Below are 20,211 nucleotides of genomic sequence, written 5' to 3' on the forward strand. Positions count from 1 at the left end.
CTCGCGTCCAGACCGAAGGCGTCATAGACGGCCTTGCCGTCGAACGATGATGTGTCGTCCCATTCCAATATGGTAACCGGCAGGCGGGTTGCCGCCGATATCTGTGGCTTCAGCATCGCAGCGAAGAAATTTGTATTCGTCGCGAATCCCTTCCGTGATGTTTTCTCACCAGTGACGCGCAGCAGGTCCGAGGTTATGACAATGCGTTCGGGTTGCATACGGCTATAATCCCTCATTGAATACTAGATTCCCTTCTCGCTCTCGCGGTCGCGATCTCTTAGATATCCGCTGGCCGAGTCAATATGCGCTACTCGTTCCCGCCGGCCAAATAAACGTTTTCAAGTCCGATAACACCGGCCGGGCTCTGTTGCAAAAATACTGTTGATGCCCGAAAGAGTGCTGGCAATTTTCAGCGAGACTTTTGATGAGTGATTTCAAGTGGCGCCCTTTTCAAGGCGAGATTATCCTTTGGGCGGTCCGCTGGTACTGCCGCTATTGGTGGTCTTGAAAGGATCTGAACCACCCGCGCACCCTCCATTTAAACGCGCAGCGCATCAATGACGGCGCGCAGGCCGGCCGACAGGTATTTTCGCGTCGGGTAGTAGAGATAAAGCCAGTCCTCGGGCGCACTCCAGGATGCCAGGCATTCAACCAGGCTGCCATTCTGGATATAGGGACGCGCGCGTTCCTCCCAGACATAGGCCAGCCCCACGCCCGAAAGTGCTGCCTCGACCATCAGTTCATGGTCATCGAGCGACAGAGACCCGGTCGGCTCGAATTCGATGATCTTTCCGGCGCGACTGAACTGCCAGGCATAGGGCTTGCCGCTTGGATATATATTGCGGATGCAGACATGCTGGCGCAGATCATCCGGGCTTTTGGGAAGCGGATGATGCTCGAAATAGCGTGAAGAACCGACGACGGCAAACCGCAGTCGTGGCCTGATCTTCACGGCCGTCATGCCATCGCGCAGACTTTCACCGAGACGGATGCCAGCATCGAACCCCTCCTCCACAATGTCGACAAGCCGGTCGGTGGCGACGATTTCCAGCTGGAGACCAGGATTTTTCGCGATCAGCGGACCAATGACCGATCGGAACACGAACGGTGCGACTGAATTGGGCGCGTTGATGCGCACCTTGCCGAACGGCGTGTCACGAAACTGGTTGAGGGCATCGAGCGCCGATCCGATTTCCCCGAAGGCCGGCGATAGTTGCGACAAGAGCATCGCGCCGGCATCGGTCAGGGCCACGCTGCGGGTCGTCCGGTTGAGCAGACGAATGCCCACGCGTGCCTCGAGATTGCCCACCGCATGGCTGATCGCTGAAGCCGTCACCCCGCGCTCCTCGCCAGCCCGGCGAAAGTTGCGGTGACGGGCAACCGCATCGAAGGCCGCCAGTTCCGAGAGATCCGTGCTGCGCATTGTCAAATCTCACTCATCATTGACAGGAAGATTATCCCTCTAATTCTTATCGTTGAAAAGGTCCAGATTTCTCCTCGCAAACCGGCGCTGGTGCCGGACCACACAGGAGACAAGACAATGGCCGACTTCATTCCTCCCGCACGCAACACTGCATCGCCCTTCGCTGACATGCGCGGTCATCACGTTGCCGTCCGCACGCCGGACCTCGAAACCGCCAGGCGCTGGTATGTCGAGAAGCTCGACTTTCGTGTCGTTGCCGAGTGGGACTATGCCGACGAACAACTCGCCTATCTGGCACCCGCCACCGACGACCATTTCTATGTGGAAATCCTTGGTGGTGGCGATCCGTCGCCGGCAGACGTCCGTCCCTATACCGATCTTGGCGACAGCCTCAAATATGCGGGCTACCACCATTTCTGCCTGAATGTCGCAAGCGTTGACGCCACCGTCGAGGAACTGCGTGCACGCGGCGTCACCATCGTCACTGAGCCGTTCGAACTGCTGGCGATCAGCCGTCGCCTCGCCTTCTTCTGCGACCCCTTCGGCAACCTGATCGAACTCGCCGAAGTCCTGCCGTGAGCCTTTTCAACCCGGCTGGCCATCCCGACATCCCGATGCCCAGACCCCTCCCTTATCTCATCAAAAAATCAAGGAACATCCTCATGAAAATCTGGTTCATCACCGGCGCCTCGCGCGGCTTTGGCGCCCTCATCACTACGCGTGCTCTTGCCCAGGGCGACGCCGTCGTCGCCAGCGCCCGCAATCCAAAGGCGATCACCGAGCGGTTCGGCGAACACCCCAACCTGCTTCCGGTCGCCCTCGACGTGACCGACGACAGCCAGGCGACCACAGCGGTGAAAGCCGCGATCGATCGCTTCGGCCAGATCGATATCCTGCTCAACAATGCCGGCTTTGGACTGATGGGGGCTGTCGAGGAGGCGACGGCATCCGAAATAGAGGCTGTCTATCGCACCAATGTCTTCGGCCTCCTCAACGTAACCCGCACGGTCCTGCCCTCGATGCGCCGAGCGCGTTCCGGCCGCATCCTGAATATCTCATCGATCGGCGGCTATCGCGGCGCCGCTGGCTTCGGTGTCTACTCCTCGACGAAATTCGCGGTAGAAGGGCTGAGCGAAGCTCTGCATGACGAACTGGCACCGCTTGGCATTCACGTCACGGTCATCGAGCCGGGCTATTTCCGCACAGACTTTCTGGATGCGACATCACTTTCAGTCAGCGGCGATATCATCGGCGACTATGCAGAAACAGTGGGCAGGGTGCGCACGGCAGCAGCCAGTCTCAGCCATAACCAATCCGGCGACCCCCAAAAACTGGCAGAGGTCTTGATCGCTTTTACGGATGCCCCCAATCCGCCGGTACGCTTGCCGCTTGGCAGTGACACCGTCGCCGCGATCGAGAAAAAGCACGCACAAGACGCTGCCATCCTCTCCGAATGGCGCACCGTCTCGGTGTCGACCGACTTCGCCGTTGGCTAATGACGACGCTCGTCTGGTTAAACTTCGTCCGATGGGAGGTCGCCTTCGGGGCCTCCCATCGCCTTGAAGGGTTTCGAACCGCCGACCCCTCGGTAAAACCTCAATGTCAAAACCAAATAAAAGTGCGATATCAATAATTTGTATCGTTCTAGATTGGCAATAGTAATTATGGAACTTCTCTATTCGGCGTGTTGAAGTCAAGCGCTGTCGAGCTTCCATTTACACCGGCATCTGAGGTAATTCACGGGGCCTTGCTTCTCTTCGGGATCGGGTCTTGCCCCTCCCATTATGGGGTCAGTAGAAAGAAGTGGAACAATCTAAAACGCGTCCTGATCGGCATAGCCGGTCGGCACAAGTTCCATAGCGGACTCACTTCATTCATCGTCCCGTGAAGGACTTCTTCCCACCGGTAGGTGGAACTTTGTCGTCTTTAAAATGCTTAGGCCTTTGCTAGTCCGTCGTCCTTTGACCACTGGAATTCTGTACCATCGCTCCACATGCGATGCATGATCACCGCTAGCCGGCGGGCCAAGGCCACAATCGCCTTCTGATGGCCGCGACGTTTGGCAATATTCATCGCCCACGCCTTGAGCCAGGACCATTTCCTGACCACAGTCAGCATGACTTGGGCCGCTTCATAGAGCAGCGTTCGCATCATTTGATCACCACACAAGGAAACTCGGCCGACACGACTACTCTCGCCAGACTGGTTCAGAACCGGGGTCAGCCCCAACGCAGGACCAACCGCTTTAGAATTTTTGAAGCGGCCGGGTATGTCGATCGTGCTGACGAAGCCCAAGGCCACGACGGGTCCAACGCCCGGAATGGTCATCAAACGTCGGCAGGTAACGTCATCCCTAACAATGGAAAGCAGCCTTCGGTGCAAAGCTGCAAAGCTCTCTCGAAGCTGCTGTCTAGCCTCGAGCAACGGTTCAATGACGTGCTCCAGATCGGTCATACCCTCAAGAAGTTCTCGTACACGCGCCGCAAATCCGATGCGTCCGATGATGCCAACCTTGAGACCAAAATTGCGCAGCAGCCCTCGGATATCATTCTCAATGTCTCTGACCTTATTCAATAAAAGCTTGCGTGCTGTGAGCAGAGCCCGTCGTTTCTGGCTCGAAAGCGTTTTGACATGCACTGGCCGAAATAGGTTCACCCGCATCATTTGCGCGATACCGCGCGCATCATTGCGATCCGATTTGTTCACGGTCGCCTTCAGGAAGGCTTTCGTGTGACGAGTTTCGATGCAAACAGCAGGCAGACCAACACTTGTGAGACCTTCGAAAAGCCATTGTGACAACGGACCGGCTTCAAGGCCGATACGCACAAGATGCCAGGAAGGATTGCTCAGAACCTCGATGAGATCATCCGGATGGCTGGTGACTTTCAGCTCTCGGCAAATTGTACCTGCTTCATCAACGATGCACAGGGAAGTCTCTTTCACAGAGACGTCTAATCCAACATAATGGTTCATGCTGCGCTTCCTTTCTGATGGTTGTGGCTGTTGCGATACAGACCACGTTTTATCATCACTCGAAGCGCAGCACCCCAGCCACAGTTTCACACCGCCAAAAGATGAGGTGCCGAGCCGAATACCCCATCTATTTGTTGACCTTGCTGGGCGAGCTATCTGTCGACATTGCCTTTTGCCTCGCAAATTCGTCGGCTCCTCGTTTGTAGAACCCCACCAATTGCCGACAAATATCATCCACCGACCTATGTTGCTCGATAGCGATGTCTGCAATATTTTTCACCATACCTCGACCCGATATCACGCCAGCTCTTCCCGTGAACTCAGCTTCGTCTCCATTGGATGAACCTATCAGATCGTCGTATATGTTGGCTGACATCTGCAGAAATTCCAAAGCACCATCTTCGGAGATGCCTCGGTCCTTGCAGAATTCCAGCACTCCCAGCATGTTTCGGGTCTCTTTGTGCTTCACCTGCATTTCATCTGGCACTTGCCGTTGGGCGATAGCCGATGTCACGTTAATGCAACTGAATGCCACGGCGAGCATGACTTGCTTCATTGAAAATTCTCCATGCGAGGCCGCGAACGGCTAGCGCCTCTGACGCGCGGACACGGGTCAAATCACGGCAGATTTGCACAACTAAAGGAGGAGCGCGTGAATTGGGCTATCATTTCAGTTCTGGCATATTATCTTCGTGCACTAAATACTCTGCTCGTCCGTATGGTAGGTGCGCTGTCCTCCGACGGCAAATGCCTCTCGGAAACGGTCATAAGCCAAATTTCGTGAATCGTATCGAGGTATAAAGTTCAGGAAGAACTTCCTGCATAACCTCGCGCTCCGCGGCAGACGCCTCCGACGACACGACGGCGGGATTGCTGCGCCTCCCCGTCAACCGGATGTAGCCAGCATCGATAATCTGTCCCGCACCAACAATAATCGTGCTCGCGCCTCCGAGCGGGCTGACGTAGTTGAACAGGAAGTCCTGATCGCCGCCTGCCTCGAGCTTGGTAACCCCACCATACTGGCTCATGCCGTACTGACATTCTGCGTAGGTGATTGCATATCGACCTGGCGCAATGGGCCTGAAGGACCGGGCATAGGAGGTGGCGTTCGCGACCCGATAAAGAAAAGTCGCTTCCATATCCTTCGGCTTCTTTTCGTCGGGCAGCAGCCAGCGATCGGCCGAATAGATATCTTCGAACGCCGTGTTTTTGTCAGGCTTGCCGTTGTCGATCCTGCGCAGGCGAATATGCCCAGAGCAATAATGATCACCAGTCAGGTTTGCGTCGACCATCCGGATCAGCAGCAAGGCGCCTTTCTGGCTCTTCTTCGAGGCGATTTGACTGATGGCCGCACTATGGTCCGCAGCCGCCGTACCAGGGTCGCGGCTTCCGGCGCATCCCGCCAGGAGGCCAGTCATCAAGCCGAGTGCGACAGCGACAAAGAGTTTTGCGTTCATTTGAAATCCTAGACAAAGGTTATGTTGTTTTGATGCAGAGGCCGCGATCTGCATGATTTAGAGCAATGTTGCCGAATCCTCTTTGGGATTGGGTAATGCCATAATGGCTTCGTAGGTAACCATCGGTTCGGATCGCCATCTCCAGCACCGTGCACAGGCTGCATCAATTGACCGACCTCGCGAAAACGGGGTAGTTTAAATGCGCCCGGAAAACCTAAATCGCTCATGAGAGCGTAGGATTCCACGCACGACCCCATGGCCACCTACGATTTCTCATGGATATGGAAAGAACTCGGCGTCGAAGACCTCAGACAATAGCCTCCCAAAAACGCTTATGAACGGTTTTTACACGTATCCTGCGCCTACCCAACGCAGTTTAGTTTCGTTCGATACGAATACAATAATTGCATTTGCACCACGTGACATCGCGCCCTGCAACGCGCTGGCCAACTCAAAATGTTCTCATTTCCCCATATTGCGACCGATACTTTGCATATTCACCAAGGTATCGCTCAAGAGAAAATGCGGTTCCGAAAAAATGAACAACACCATCCTCAATATCAACAATAAATGGGGAATTTCCAAGTAGATTCGCCCTAAAATTTCCCGTCTCTACGTATTCTTTCGAATTGTAGAAGTAAACGTTGCCATATTCTGTTTCTCTAATGAGAGAAATTTTGAGTTCGAAACCAATCTCTTTCTCTTTTTTAACGAGAATAGATTTCGCGATATTTTCTGATTCCTCCATCGTGATCATCTAGTTTGTCCTTAATAATTGAAATGAAACGAACCCGTCGCTCAGATTTGCAGCCCCACCAGTTTGTCCATCCAAGAAGCGAACGGTACCATTTTGGTTCACGACATTAAATACATGTCCTGTGACGGCTCCTCTTGAGCCAAACACAATGCCCCGAGCACCATCGCCCGCGCTTTGTATCTGTTGCTCAATATTCTTGACACTCACGGGACCGCCAAATCGCGTCCCGTAGAAGTCTTCCAATACCGCAATTGGTTGAGCTGTCTTACTTGGAAGTGCTGTAGCTGGTCGCCCCGCTAACACGGCATCTGTCGCTATAACGCAATTGACACAGTTATCTGTTCTTCCTTCTAAATACGGGTAGCCCGGATTGACGCCTCGGATCGAGCCAGCCAGCGGATTTCCGCTATTGGCAAGCTCGTCTATTGCCGTGGCGGCGCGCGGCGAACTCAAAACGATTCCCGCTATAGCGTCCAGTATTTGCTTTGTGCCGGTGGGATCTCTCTGAAGGGACTGCAGCTCAGCGTAGTATCCCTCCAGTAGCTGCCGTTCTGTATCTGACAGGCCGAGTCCTTGTGCGCCGATCGATGAAATGGCAGCTCCGAGATCTCGCCGCGCGGAAATGCAATCGTCTGATCCGATATCAGCGCCGCAAGCGCTTGCCAGCGTCTGGGTGGTAAGTTGGTCGAGATCCTGCAGGTCTTTGACGATATCGCAAGCGCCACCAACACCGACCTTGCAGGCCATATCCATGCTCTTGAGCTGGAAGTACTGCTTATCGTTCAGATAGTTGAATTGGTAGTTTGCAGCTCCGTAGGCAGCACCTTCTCCTCCACCGGCGGCCCCTGCAACGGCGGCCAGGCTTTGTCCGAGCAGAAGGGAGAGCTGTTGACCTTCCTGCGTACCTTCGAACTTTGTGCCTTTGAGCAAGCCTGTGACGAGCTCATCGATCGCTGGGGCAAGGAGGGTCGATGTGGCGCCGCCAGCCGCTCCTTTAAGGGCACCTTCCCAACCATTAACGCCGCCGAGGACACCCGCGCCAATTGCATGCAACAATGCGCGACCCGCACCACCTTCGCCCCAGAAGGCAAGTTCGGCCGGAGTATCAGCCTGTTCGACAAACTGATTGGCAATCGTTGCTACCAGGCCTGCCATGGTCGCCTGAGCAGCCTGAATATCGGCCTGTGTCTTGTATTGATCGTGCAGGATGTTCTGCAGGTCCGGCAGACCAGGCAGCGAGGTATTTGTGTTGCTGGTATCGCGGCGGATCGAGCCGATATCCTGCAACTGGTGGGCAGGATCAGTGATGGTGATCGGGATATTGCCGCCGATGGCGGAGAGCGCCTCGCCGGTCTTGTTCTCACTCACCTTGACCGGCGGAGCGATCGAGAGGCCGCCCGTGCCAATCGAGCCGCCAAAGGTATCGGCCTTCCAGCTCGAATGGGTATCGATATCGGCGACCGTCAGGGTGCCGGTTTCAAAGTGGTTCTTGTCCGCGGTCGCATCGCTGGTGATCAGACCACCGACAAGGCTGGTCTGGCCGCTGACATTGATGTCGAGACCCCCTGCCCCGGCGTGAATGCCCGACTGCTCGGTGACAACGGCCGCATCGCCTTTGGCCTTCTGCGTGACGCCGGAAACACTGGTCGAACCGAAGCCGGTCGAAGCCGAGAGGTTGAGCTGATCGGCCTTTGCCTTGGCCGTATCCACCTGGCTTTCGATCGTCAGGTTCTTGACGTCGGCGGTGACCGAGTTGCCGGTGATGGTCGCGCCACGCAGCGTCAGATCGTTGGTGATGATGGTGATGTCACCGGTGCCGTTGACATGGGTGTTGGTGTGGCTGAGACCGCTCGTATCAGCGCTGCCCTTGCCATAGCCGGCATTGGCGACCAATCCCAGATCTCCCATGCCCTTGCCGCCACCGCCAAAGGTCGCGCCGACCCCGATGCCAGCACTCCAGGAGCTATTGGCGCTTGTCGAATCGGACGTGCCTGTGGCGGCATTCAGATTGATGTCGCCATTCTTAGCCGACAGGAAGATATCGCCGGTCAGCGGATCGCCGGAGACGGTCGGTATGCCGTTCTTGTCGTAACCAGCCAGGATCTGCGCACCATCACTGGTGATCGAGCCATTCTCGGCCTCCATCGAGATCGAGCGGCCCGCGCGAATATCGGTGACGACGGGGCTCGAAGACGAGGAGGACCAGCTGTTCTCCTGATGGTTGGCGCCGACTGTCAGCGAGACATTGACGCCGATATCACCGGACTTCTGATACTGATCGTAGACACCCTGCAGGTCCTTGAAGCCTTGGTAGAAGCCAAGGCCGGCAATGGCCGTGTTGGTCACCGCATTGACACCGCCGCTGTCCGACAGGCGCTCGGCCGAGTTCATAATGCTCTGGGCAGCCTTGCCAACCTGGCTCGAGACGGTGAGCGTTACACCAGCAAAGGTCTTCTCATGCGCTTCCTGATAATTGGTGACGTCATTGGCAGACAGGAGATTGATGTCGTTGCCGGCGAAGAGGTTGACGTCACGCTCGGCCGAAGCGCTGGTCGCCTGCAGGTTGACGTCATGGCCGGCAGAGATATTGAGATCACGGCCGGCGGAGAGGGCCGAGATGGCATTGGTGTCGGACTGCTGCGCCTTGCTGTCCTTGGTCGACTGCACGCCGATACCGATCGAGAATCCCCCACCGCCTCCCGAAAGTGCGAGGCCAAAGCCGGATTTCTTCTGTTGCTCAGCCTGAGATGAGCTTTCGGCACCCGGCGTGACGTTGACGTCACGCGTAGCCGAGAGATTGATATCCCGATCGGCGGTGACCGACGAGCCCATGATGTTGAGATCGGTTGCCCGTGCGGTCAGATTGACATCCTGGCCAGCCGAAAGGGTCGAGCCGATATTATCAGTCGAGGACTGCTGACCCTGCTTTTCGTTTTTGCCGTAAAGCGAGATGAAGCCGCCGCCGGAGCCGACGAACAGGCCGGAATCCTTGCGTTGACTGTCGGACTGGTGGTTCTCCTGGGCGCCGATGATAGAGACGCTCTCGCCGGAGATATTCAGCGAACCATCGGCATTGACCTTCGAGCCGACGATGGCGGCGGCCTTGCCGGCATCGAGATTGACGTCGCCGCTAGCGGAAAGCTGCGAACCGACCGTCGTCTCGTTGTAGCCGTCATAGCTGGCGCTGCCGCTGCGCAAGAAACCCTTGCGCTTGGCGCTGTCGTGTTCGGTCTCAGTGTCCTTGCCGGCGGTGACAATGAGATTGCCACCGGTCTGGATATTGATGTCAGCGCGACCGCCTGCGGTCGTCGCGCCGGATGTATGCGTGGCGTCGCCAGCCGTCACCTTGGACGCCGAGACGGTGGTATCGCCGCCGGAGATAATGGTGGTGCCGCCCTTGCCGGAAAGTGACGAGCCGGCGGCCGTGGTATTCTCCAGATGGCCGGAAGCGTTTTCCTTCGTCGAGCCGAGGAACCCACTCTTCTTGCTCGAACTTTTAACATCGAGCGTATAGCCATCCGTCGCCTCGGCGATGGTGATGTTGTTTTTTGCCTGCAGGCCGAGCATGCCGTCGGCCGCCATACTCGAACCGATGACGTTGATGTCGCTGTTGGACTTCGCGACCAGATCGCCGCCGGCGGTGATGGTGGATCCGTTGTTGGTGATCGACGATGAAGAGCCCTTGCCGAAGACGGAGGCGCTCTGGCTCTGCGCGGTGGTAACGTTGATGTCACCGTTCGAGGTCAGGCCGAGATCGCCCTTAGCCGACAGATCGGAGCCAGAGATCAGGACGCCGGTATTGCCATTGACCTGCAGATTGCCACCGGCGGAAAGCTGCGAGGCCTGCTGGTCGGTGCCTTTGGTCTTGATATAACCGTCATCCGTCTTGCGAGCGACATCGGTCGAGACGATATTGACGGCGCCATTCGTGGCCTTGACACTGAGATCGCCGCCCGACTTGGCGGAAGAGCCGATGATATTGACGTCGTTGGTGCCGGCAATGTTCAGGCTTCCGCCCGCATTGACGCGTGCGCCTGTCGCATTCTGCTGACCCCCATTGTCAGCCTTAACCGCAGCGAGATTGACATTGTTGCCGGAGAGCTCAGCATTGCCGCCAGCCTTGACGGTGGCGCCGTTGAGATTGAGATCGCTGTTGTTGGCGGCCAGTTGGATGTTGCCGCCGGCCGACACGCCAGCATTGGGGTTGACCAGATTTTGACCGCCGATGGTCATCGTCTGGGCGGCAAGCGTGATGCCATTCGAGGCGGTGAGATTGGCGTTGCCGCCGGCATAAAAAGTACCAGTCGACTTGATCGAGCTTGCGGCAATGTTGAGGCCACCGGCGGCGGCGACCGCGCCGGAATTGTTCAGGTCGCCGACGTTCAGATTGACCGTGTTGCCGGCGATCATTGCGCCAGCGCCAGATCCCGCCTTAGCCCGGTCGGCCGCCGACAGGTAGACGACTGGAGCCAGCACCTGAACGCCATTGACGGTCTGCGCCTGGTAGATGACGATGGATTGCTGCAGATTAGCCGCCTGTTCAGCGGTCAATCCCTGGCCAAAAGCAAGACCATGGGCCTCGGCATAGGCAGCGCCATTGTCGAGCAGGGTCTTCATCTGCTCGATGGCGCTGTTGCCTGGAATGAAGGAGCCCTTTCCAAGGCCATCGCCGACCAGCTGGCGCAATTGCGTATCTATCAGCTGGTTGTCGAAATAGGCGTCGCCGAGGAACGGAATATTGGTCTCGGGGTCGTAGCCGGCGCGATTGATGAAGTAGCTCGAGCCATAGAACTTCGAGACGTCGAGGAAGGCCGCGCGGGTCTCAAAAATGAAGGCTTGTCCCGGGACCGTGCCGCCGACGCCACCGGATTGCGGCTTCGCCAGGGCGGCGAGCTGCGCAACGTTTGCAGCGGAGATCTGGGTGAGATTGCCGAGTGCGGCGGTCAGGCCGCCACCGGCGGTAGGCACACTATTGCCAGCGACATTGGACAGCGCGCTATTGACCGCAAACAGGGCGCCGCCTGCGGTCAGGCCGCTCAGGGCGGACAACGGATCGCTCGATGTCGAAGGCGCACTGACGGTCGCGCTGCCACCCGTTGAACCAAGGGACGTGTTGTTGACCGTGCCAAAGTTGAGGGTTAGCGCGCCGGCTGCCTTGAGGGTACCAGCCGCGCCGCCAATGACCTGCGAACCCGACACGATCGACGTTCCGTTGGCGATATCGCGCGACGGATCGGCCGTGCCATCGGCGTTGAAGGCGGTGCAAGCACTCTGGGCGCTGCAGGTCAGCGTCGTGGTGCGATTAAGGACGACGCCCTCGTTGGTGAGCGTAGACCCGCTGAGCGTCGCGTTGGCACCTGCCTCGATCCTGCTGTAGGAATTGGTGAGGTTAGTCGCATCGACAGTGAGATTGCCACCGGCATGGATCACCGCCTCGGGGCTGAGCGCGCTTGTGAACCGGTCCTCATAAACCGATTGGCTGAGATTGCTGGTCGGATCCCAGGTATAGGTCGTGCTGGCATCGGTGCCGTTTCTGACGACCTCATCGACGATAAAATACTTCGACGGATTGTTGGGATCGAGGACGGGATTGCCGTTGGCATCCTTCGGCACCCGCGCCTTGATCCAGTCGAAGATCGGTCCCACCAGAACCGGCCCGTTCGCGGAAGTCCAGGTCCAGGCATGATAGCTCGTGCCGTCGGCAAGGGTCGCCTGAGACCAGAGGAGCGGCTGATAGTCCTGCCACGCCGGCGGGTTAATGCCGGGATAGAGCTGGAAGATGTTCTGGTCGCTGGTTTCGAGATAGGCGAACGGCTGGCCTGCCACGGCGGGATTGAGCACGAAGGTGCCAACGACATTGCCCGACGAAATCAGTTGACCCGTTACCCAGGTCGGGGTTGTCGACCGCTTGTTGGTCAAATTGGACGTCAGGATGGAGATGTCGCCGCCAGCCTGGATGAGGCCGGAGATGTTGGTGGTCGCGCCGTTGCGCTGGCTGAGACTGCTGCCTGCAATCGTCAGGTCATTGCCGGCGAGAATGGCGCCCTGATTGTCGGTCAGCGTTCCCGCAACCAGAAGCGAAGCGTCATTGCCGGCGTAGAGAAGACCAGTCGATGTATTGGTGAGATCGCCGCTGGTATTGATCGTCAGGTTGTTGGCAGCTGCGATCTGTCCGCTGTTGGAGAGTGTCGGCAAGGTTAAGGTCAGATCATGAGCAGCCAGCAGTGTCGTGGTGTCGCTGAATGCGAGGCTGCCTGCGGTGATGGCAATATCGCCCGAGCCGCCGGCATTCGTGGCCGTCTTCACGTTTGCGCCGGTCAGATCGGCCTGGCCGCTGAGGTTGAGCGCCAGTCCGCCGAGGACAAGGCTGCCGCCGGTCAGGTTCGCGGATGTGGCCGTGACCGATAGCGTGCCGCCGACAGCGAGCTTGGCGCCGCGTGTTCCCGAGAGATCGATCGTGCCGGTGTCGATGGTCAGATTGCCGGTGACATTGGTGTTGTTTGTGTAGCTGATGGTACCCGGCGCGGTCAGCGAGGCGCTGGCAAGGCTCTGCAGTAATGCGTAGCTGATGCCGCCATTTGCTACGGCGCTCAGATTCCCACCGGACAGCAGCGCGTTGCTGGCGGTGATATCGCCATGGGTGGTGGTGAGTGTCATCGTGCCGGACTGAGCATTGCCCTGTGCCAGCATCAGCGCGCCGGTGCTGGAGGCACGCGTCGCCGCGAAATCCACGCCGGAAACCAGGCTTCCAGCTGATATCGACTGGCCCTCCAGGCTGACATTGCCTGCCGCCATAGACTGGCCGGTAAGGGCGATCGTGCCGCCGGCCGTCATGGTCAGGTTCTGGTGAGCAACCGCATTGGTGGCGACGCTATTGCCGATGCTGCCGCTTGCAGTGACGCTCGTCGTACCAGCCGAGAGCAGGTTAGCAGCGTTGATGTTGCCGGCTGTGGCCTTGAGCGTGAGGCCCCCCGTCGAACCAAGAACGACACTGCCGTCGGCAGACTGCCCGGTTGCCACGAAATCGACACCTGAGACAAGCGTGCCCGCGGTGATGCTGGCGCCGGTGATGCCGACATTACCCGCAGCCAGAAGCGTCCCGGTCAGATTTGTCGCAGCGTTCACCGTGACATTGCCATGACCCGTGACATTCGAGCCGGTGAACGAGCCGCCTGTCACGCTGAGATCACCGGCGACCAGCAGCGGTCCGGCCGTAGCGCTGGTGGCATTGATCGTAAGGTCGCCTGCCGAGCCGATGACGATAGCGCCGGTCGAGGATTGCGCCATGGCGGCGAAATCGACCCCGGTTACCACCTGGCCGGTCGAAACCGTACCGCCCGAGAGCGAAATGTTGTTGGCTCCGAGGATCTGGCCGGTCGCGGTGAGGCTGTTACTACCCGAAAGCGAGATATCGCGGTGACCCGTTACACTGCCGAGACCGAGATCTGCCGCCGTGGCGGTGATCGTGCCGGCTGAGAGCAAGGCATTGGCAGTCAGAGTGCCGGAGGCCTGTAGGGTCAGATCACCGGCAGCACCAAGCGTGATATTGCCGCCATTGGCTTCCGTTGCGACGAAATCGAGGCCGCTAACGATCTGGTTGGCTGAGACCATGCCGCCCGAGAGCGAAACATTGCCGGCACCGAGAACCTGGCCGGTGGTCGTCAGGCTGGAGCTGCCTGTGAGCGTGATGGTCTGGTGACCAGTGATGTTACCGACAGTCAGATCGGCGGATGTGGCGGAAATCATTCCCCCGGCAAGCAGCGTATTGGCTGACAGGCTGCCCGAGGACTGGAGCGTCATGTCGCCGGCGTTGCCAAGAACAAGATTGCCGTTGGCCGCCTGCGTGGCGGCGAAATCCACGCTGGAGACAATGGCACCGGCCTGGATGGCCGCCCCTGAGATGAGGATGTTGCTGCTCCCAAGAATTTGGCCACTCACATTTGTAGCGGCATTCACGGAGAGCAGCCCATGTGACGTGAGGCTACTTGATGTCAGCGACGCCGCAGTTACCGTCAGATCGGTGGTAGACTGAAGGCTGCCTGCGGTAATATTGCCGGTCGCCGTGGTATTCAGCGTACCGGCCGATAGCAGGTTGCCCGTCGCGATATTGCCACCACTGGCCGTGAGGCTGAGATTCCCGGCGGAGCCGAGAACCACATTCCCGCTCGGGTCGGCACTCGTGGCAGCGATATTGATGCCCGAGACGACCAGACCGGTGGACACCGAGCGACCGGTGGCGCTGACATTGCCTTGCGCCAGCACGTTACCTGCAACAACAATATCGACGCCGGCGTTCAAGGCGATCGTCTGGTTGCTTAGCAGCGAAGCTGCCGAGATCGAACCGGCCGTGGCGGTCAGATTGAGGTCGCCGGTGCTGTTGGCCGCGCCCGCTATCGCGAGATCGCCGGAGGTGGCGACAAGCGTCGCGACGCCATTGTCTGCCGTGACACTGCCGGCGGCAATGCCGCCGCCCGAGCTCATCTGCACTGTCGTGCCGCTGGTGATGTCGCCAGAGACACTGAGCAGGCCAGTACCGCTTGCAAGCACGATATCGCTATCGGCGGCGACCGACTGCAGCGTGATTCCCTGATCGGCCTGGACCGCCACCTTCTGCTTCGAGGTGATCTTGGCGGCGGAGACTTGTCTCTTGGAACTGATGGTGACACCATCCCTACCCGAGGCATTGCCGATCGAGATCTTGCCGTCGGCCGATAGCGACAGTTCGCCGGCGTTGGCCGCCATGTCGCCGCTCATCTTGACGCCGGCGCCCTTCTCGGTAACGACGACCTTGATGCGATCTGCCTGCATAGCACCGAGGGCTGAGCCGTCGATGGCATATTCCGGTGTGCCAGAGGTCGCGGTCAGCGCCGTCACCTCTCCGGTGGCATAGTCGTACTTGCTGGCGCCGCCGGTCAGCCGGATGGTTTTGCCGTAGACCGGGGCATTCACATGGATCTGGCGTGAAACGACGTCGAAGAGGTCGACAGCGCCAGGAGCGGTCGCAAGATTTGCCCCAGCGCCTTCAAAGGTGACGTCGCCACCATTGACGGTGAAGCCCGTCAGGCTTCCGTCGGTGCCGATGTTGGGCACACCGGTCGTCAACGTCGCATGCGGCGTGTTGATGAAGCCACAGCCGGCGCACGTGATGCCGTTAGGATTTGCGATGATGACATCAGCCCGACCACCAAAAACTTCGGTGGGACCATTCAGGGCGGAGCGATTACCGCTCGTCACTTCGTTGAGGATGACCGAGGCCGGACCGGAATTCCTCAGATTCGGATTGCCCGGAGTAACGCCGCCGAGGTTCGACGTGCCAACTTCACCGTTGAAATTATTGAGGATCAGGCCGGGAGTGCCAACATTAAAGTTGTCATACTTGTTGTGCGACAGACCCGCCCCGTTTGGAGTGACGATATCGATCAGCGGCACGCCATTCGGCGCAGCACCTACGCCTGGTTGGTTGGCTGCGGGTGCCGATCCGGCCGCAGAGACCGACTGAGCATTGGCGATTGCCGGCTGCAGGAAGAGAAGTGCGCTGAGGACGATGGCGAGCGACTTTTGAGCAAGGCCGATAAGATGGTGGACCAAGCGCTTGCGGTCCCGCGCTACGGTGACTTTTGCTTTGCTGGAAAGCCGTCCGATCTGCTTGCTCATCGCTCGATTCCGTCTCTTTGAACGCCAACTCGTCTCATGCACTGCGGGTCTAAGTGACAACGGCGGTGGACCGTCGTCCGCCGCCGCCTTAACGATCTTTCTTGGCGGGCGCCGTCTGCGCACCGCCATCGAGCTTCTTGTATAGGTCGCCGAGTTTCGACGCCGGCACTGGGCACTTACGTGAACGGGCGAAATCACTCAGCACCTGATTGCGATTGCGCAGCGCATCGATCTCGACTTTTTCCGGGGACTTGGGGTCCATGAAGAACAGGGCCGGGAAGAACAGAAGGACACCGGTGGCACCCAGGATGACATTCTTGCCTTGTGCTTGAGAACGCTCCTTGACCGTCGCAAGGATCTGGCGCTCATTGGCTTCGAACTCGCGGGAGATGCCGCCGCAATCCATCCCGCTATCACCGACATTGGTCGCCGCGATCGGATGCGCCTCGCGGCCACCGCAACCCGAAAGGGCGATCGCACAGCAGAGGAGCGCTGCAATCGGAAGCGTGTACGATCGCACCATCTTGTTATTCCTTGGCCGAATTAACCCCATTTACTTCCCCTAAATTAGCCAATCACCACCGCACCGCCGCGCTCGCAAAGAGCAGGCCTGCATTCTTTTTATCGATCGTGCCGGCCAGCGCGTCCGAATAGCCGATATCGAAATTGACGTTTCCACCGGCAAATTTGGCCCCGACCGTCCAGCCAAACATGTCGCCACCATCAATCCGATAGCGCGCCTGTGAAGCAATCCGCCCATAATCGAGACCGACGTAGGGACGGAATTCACCGAACATTTTTGCGAGCTCCGCATTGCCGGCGAAGGGCTGCGTTCGCCAGACCAGATCGTTGCGGACGAAGAAGCCGTTATTGCCGTAAAGCATGGTCTCGCGCGTACCGCGGACGGTGGAATAACCGCCAAGCGAGAATTGCTCGGCCCCGAACAGATTGTCGGGGGAATATTGCCCCGTGACGATCGAATTGACTTCAAAGCGTTGGCTGGCAAGCTCGAACGGCCTCGTCATGGTGATCGTGCCGGTGAATTTGGAAAAACGAGGATCCGCGTCTCCAGCACCGACATCGCCGGGCGCGACTGCATCAAAGAGATTGAGGCCCTGGCTATAGGATAGGTCGAAAACCCAAAGCCCACCCAGCATGCGGCGCGAATGAGATATACCAAGATCGCCAACCGTATATTTGCGGCTGCCAACCTCGATTTTGTTACCGAGCAGGAAATTGTTGGTTTCCTTGTAGGTCAGGCCGCTGTTGAGGGTGGTGATCGAGTCCTTGTCGCGGAAAATCACGCGATCGGCACCCACGCCCAACTGCTTGCTGTCGCCGGATGTCTGGAGCGGCCCGAAGTTCCCCGGAACGGAACTGTCGTATTCGTACCAGGAGCCATTCGCCGAGAAGGTCCAGTAACCATAGGGCACGCTGACATTGCCTGAATAGCTGTTGCTCTTGCCCACGCCATCGTCGCGCCAGGGATAGTCCGGGCCGCTATGCTCGTAGGCAAAATTCCATTGATCGTTGATGCCGAACAGGTTGTCATAGCCGACGGACGCCGAGGACTTGGAATACCCCGTCTGTTCCTGCCCGAGATTACTGTTGCCGAAGGAGAGATGCCACGGGTGTTCCGGCTTGTTCTCGACATTGAGGATCGAGGTGCCGTCGGTCTTGCCCGGCAACATCGCGGTCTTGGCGTTGTTGGACGAGAGACGGTTGATCTGGTCGAGACCCTGCTCGATGTCGCGCAGATTGGTGATCTCACCCTTCATGCCGGGAAAGGCCGTTGCCAGCACGCCGGAGCCGGAGGCGGGTTTACCGTTGATATAGATGTCGGACAGCGTGCCTTCGACGGCGACCAGGCGCAGCACCTTGGTTTTAGCGATATCCTGGGCCGGCACGTAGACACGCGAACTCACAAAACCCTTATCAAGGTAGAGATGTGTCAGGTCGCGCAGCAGGCCATTGATCTCGCCGACACCGACGCAACGGTTCGCATAGGGTGCTGTGACCTTGTCGATGGCAGCGGCCGAAATCTGCCTGACGCCTTCGACCTCGATACGGGTGATGGCAAAGCATGGGCCAACCTTCTTTCCCCCAGCTGCCGCAGGCGCCTGAGCCTCGGCTTGCGCCGGCTTCGGCGTCATCCGACCCAATGTCTCCAGACGTTGCTGCTCGGCTTGCTGGGCCTGACGGCGCGCGAAGTCGTCGTTCGGGGTTTGGGCGGCCGCAGGCGATACGGCAAAAGTTGCCGCCAGCAGGGCGCTGGCGGTCAAAACCACATTTTGGCGAGGAGCAGCTGGGCGCCGGGCTGACGTCATAAGAGATGCCTGCCTTTGCGTCAGTTGGAAGCAGGCTTCTGCAGCGCATCCAGCGCCGCCGACAATCCCTTCAACGAGAACTTGATGTTGACCTTCTGGCCATTCATCAGCTGCACATGTCCGGTGCCATCCGCTGCCTTGGACAATGCCGCGATCATCTTGGCATCCAGCTTCTGCTGCGACCAGCAGCCGGCCTGATTGCAATTGCGATAGCTCAACTGAACAACCGACTTATCTGCCGCATCAATGCTCAAGCCCGCCGGCAGGTACATATTGAGCGGCACGAGCGCCGTCAGGACCAGCTCGCTTGCCGGCTGCTTTGCCGATTTCTTGTTCGAAGCGGCTGGCTCATCTGTCGCCTTGGCGATCGCCAGCGTCAGAACATTGACGTCCTGGTCGCCCTGCTTCACCGTCGCGATCTGCGCCACTTCGCAGTGGGTGGCGGCAGAGCCGTCTGCGGCTCTGCTGTCGATGCAGCGATAGTACCAGTCGTCGAACTTCTGAACGCGGGCCTGCGGCGCTGGTGGCTGCTGGCCGTTTACCGCCTCGGCTGGTTTCTGCTGGGCATCCGTGCCTGCAGGTGCGGCTGACGGCTGCTCCTGAGCAAGGGCGGATGACGCGTATAGTGCCGATGAAACGAGAATTACGGATGCGAGGGACTTGATGGCATATGTCATAGCCTGCGCCGAAAACGTCATGCGAACCTTCCTGAAAGCAAAGGGACTTCAAAGAGGACAAAGGGGCTTTGTCCTGCGATCAATCATCAAATTCATGGAACAGCACCAGTACGCGGTGCAACCTGTCATCGGCTAAGGCGCTACATAGCAGACTTCTAATCTATGCATCAAAAAGTAGCGGGTGCGGCGCACCAATTCGCGCTCGTTTTTGGAGAGACGTGTTGAATCCGCAACATCATAGTTGCTATTCGCCATATTCGCGCAGATCTAAGGTCAAAATTTGCAACTACGCCGTGACCTTTACCTGCATGGATGGGTACCTCGTGAAGACACACGTTGCTGTTTACGCCAAGATTCTAAGTTGTGGGAAATAATCTAGGCGGCGGGCCTGGAGCGAGCGGCAGCTTCACCATTCGCTCAGCACAAGGCTCATATACTGCCTGATCGTTAAATTGAGAGTTTCCCACGACAAGTTTTAGTGTGGGCCTCTACGATTTGCTGTAGTTCAGACGGGATCTTTGATATCAGGGCCGTACGTGTAAGTGCCGTCCCACTCGATGACGGCTTTCGGCCGAACCCGTTTGAAATGGGATTTCACCGGTAACCCCGTATCAACTGATATCCAAATCTTCCAGTAATCAACCTGTTGGTACGATAGGTGGTCGTAAGACCAAATTTCGGTCTGGACGCCATCTATCGTTTCGCTCCCGAGATGTTCGCAGTTTTCGAGATCATTGGTTTTTGAATATTGGCGTGGTTCTACATGCCACGGTTTGGAATCGCCATGCCACCACTGCTTAGTGTCAACATATAGGGTGGTAAAATGGATTGCCTCAAGAGAATTGGTGCCGACCAACCGAATTCGTGGTGTGGCATTGAATTTATCCGTCATGGCCCTGACAGACGCGCATGCGTCATCTGCGGCAAAAGCTGGTGTCATTTC

Annotated in this window: 12 protein-coding genes and 1 pseudogene; 3 read left to right on the forward strand and 10 right to left on the reverse strand. The window is 58.0% G+C overall.

Features of this window, described 5'->3' with window-relative positions; translation table 11 throughout:
* Positions 1–424 precede the first annotated feature (424 nt).
* A pseudogene (locus GA0061101_RS41245) lies at positions 425–496 on the forward strand (IS6 family transposase); the annotation flags it as partial.
* Between the two features lie 42 nt (positions 497–538).
* Here GA0061101_RS41245 and GA0061101_RS36580 read toward each other — a convergent pair.
* Positions 539–1,423, reverse strand: a complete 885-nt coding sequence (locus tag GA0061101_RS36580; RefSeq protein WP_092577423.1) for a LysR family transcriptional regulator — start codon at positions 1,421–1,423, stop codon at positions 539–541.
* A 117-nt stretch (positions 1,424–1,540) separates the two neighbouring features.
* On the opposite strand from GA0061101_RS36580, the gene GA0061101_RS36585 reads away from it, so the two are divergent.
* Together GA0061101_RS36585 and GA0061101_RS36590 are read left to right on the forward strand one after the other, a co-directional pair.
* Entirely contained in the window at positions 1,541–2,002 is a 462-nt protein-coding gene (locus tag GA0061101_RS36585) for a VOC family protein (RefSeq protein WP_092577426.1), read from the forward strand.
* 83 nt (positions 2,003–2,085) lie between these two features.
* On the forward strand, positions 2,086–2,919 hold the full coding sequence (locus GA0061101_RS36590; protein WP_092577429.1) for an oxidoreductase: 834 nt from the start codon (positions 2,086–2,088) through the stop codon (positions 2,917–2,919).
* 439 nt (positions 2,920–3,358) lie between these two features.
* On the opposite strand, the gene GA0061101_RS36595 is transcribed toward GA0061101_RS36590, so the two are convergent.
* The 9 genes from GA0061101_RS36595 to GA0061101_RS39750 all read right to left on the reverse strand — a co-directional run.
* On the reverse strand, positions 3,359–4,396 hold the full coding sequence (locus GA0061101_RS36595) for an IS110 family RNA-guided transposase (RefSeq protein WP_037200263.1): 1,038 nt from the start codon (positions 4,394–4,396) through the stop codon (positions 3,359–3,361).
* Positions 4,397–4,523: 127 nt separating this feature from the next.
* Positions 4,524–4,952 carry a hypothetical protein gene (locus GA0061101_RS36600; protein ID WP_037197771.1) on the reverse strand — a complete coding sequence of 143 codons (429 nt, stop codon included), beginning with the start codon at positions 4,950–4,952 and terminating at the stop codon, positions 4,524–4,526.
* A gap of 208 nt (positions 4,953–5,160) precedes the next feature.
* Positions 5,161–5,853 carry a hypothetical protein gene (locus tag GA0061101_RS36605; protein ID WP_037197770.1) on the reverse strand — a complete coding sequence of 231 codons (693 nt, stop codon included), beginning with the start codon at positions 5,851–5,853 and terminating at the stop codon, positions 5,161–5,163.
* A gap of 451 nt (positions 5,854–6,304) precedes the next feature.
* Entirely contained in the window at positions 6,305–6,610 is a 306-nt protein-coding gene (locus GA0061101_RS36610; RefSeq protein WP_051963638.1) for a YrhB domain-containing protein, read from the reverse strand.
* Positions 6,611–16,264, reverse strand: a complete 9,654-nt coding sequence (locus tag GA0061101_RS36615; protein ID WP_092577432.1) for a hemagglutinin repeat-containing protein — start codon at positions 16,262–16,264, stop codon at positions 6,611–6,613. It lies immediately after the preceding gene.
* A gap of 88 nt (positions 16,265–16,352) precedes the next feature.
* Positions 16,353–16,787, reverse strand: a complete 435-nt coding sequence (locus tag GA0061101_RS36620; protein ID WP_167669635.1) for a hypothetical protein — start codon at positions 16,785–16,787, stop codon at positions 16,353–16,355.
* A gap of 52 nt (positions 16,788–16,839) precedes the next feature.
* Positions 16,840–18,591, reverse strand: a complete 1,752-nt coding sequence (locus GA0061101_RS36625; protein WP_092577438.1) for a ShlB/FhaC/HecB family hemolysin secretion/activation protein — start codon at positions 18,589–18,591, stop codon at positions 16,840–16,842.
* Positions 18,592–18,611: 20 nt separating this feature from the next.
* Positions 18,612–19,289, reverse strand: a complete 678-nt coding sequence (locus GA0061101_RS36630; RefSeq protein ID WP_092577440.1) for an invasion associated locus B family protein — start codon at positions 19,287–19,289, stop codon at positions 18,612–18,614.
* 484 nt (positions 19,290–19,773) lie between these two features.
* The coding region (locus tag GA0061101_RS39750) for a hypothetical protein (RefSeq protein WP_167669636.1) at positions 19,774–20,211 on the reverse strand (438 nt) is incomplete at its 5' end.

The sequence above is a fragment of the Martinezella lusitana genome, assembly GCF_900094565.1.
GTDB lineage: Bacteria > Pseudomonadota > Alphaproteobacteria > Rhizobiales > Rhizobiaceae > Rhizobium > Rhizobium lusitanum.